The organism is Dietzia massiliensis (assembly GCF_018390595.1).
GTDB lineage: Bacteria > Actinomycetota > Actinomycetes > Mycobacteriales > Mycobacteriaceae > Dietzia > Dietzia massiliensis.
Map to the genome: position 1 here is coordinate 1 of NZ_JAHBAV010000163.1, position 476 is coordinate 476.

At 59.9% G+C, this 476-nt stretch carries 2 protein-coding genes; one reads left to right on the forward strand and one right to left on the reverse strand.

Annotation, left to right across the window (positions count from 1 at the left end):
- Positions 1-238, reverse strand: a 238-nt coding sequence (locus KHA85_RS20135; protein WP_213186653.1) for a winged helix-turn-helix transcriptional regulator, incomplete at its 3' end; no start/stop codon positions are given.
- An 84-nt stretch (positions 239-322) separates the two neighbouring features.
- On the opposite strand from KHA85_RS20135, the gene KHA85_RS20140 reads away from it, so the two are divergent.
- On the forward strand, positions 323-476 hold a 154-nt coding region (locus tag KHA85_RS20140; protein WP_213186654.1), incomplete at its 3' end, for an NAD(P)H-dependent oxidoreductase.

Consider the following 476-nt stretch of genomic DNA (forward strand, 5'->3'; position numbering starts at 1 on the left):
GTGCCTGATTCTTTTCACTTAAATCCAGCCGTTCGAGCAGCCCGTTGCGTTCCAACTGGCGCAGCGTTTGCGTCAGCACCTTCTGCGAAATGCCGTCGATGCGGCGCAGCAGCTCGCCGTTGCGCATCGGCCGCTGTGCCAGCACGGGCAGGATCAGCATCACCCACTTGCCGGAAATCAGCGCCAGCGCATCGCGCGCGGAGCATTTACTCGAATAGACGTCGCCGGGATAGGCCATGGGGGGTTACCTTCAGGTGCGTAATTGCCAAGGGGGCGATAAAGCCACAGCATAGCAGCACCACCTTACAACGGGAGACACAGGATGAACGTGCTGATTGTGCTGGCTCACCCCGAGCCGCATTCTTTCAATGCCCATTTGGCCGAACAGGCGCGGCAGGCTTATCTGGCGCAAGGGCATCAGGTGAAGACGGTCGATCTGTATCAGGAGGAGTTTGATCCGCGCGAGGGTGCCGGTC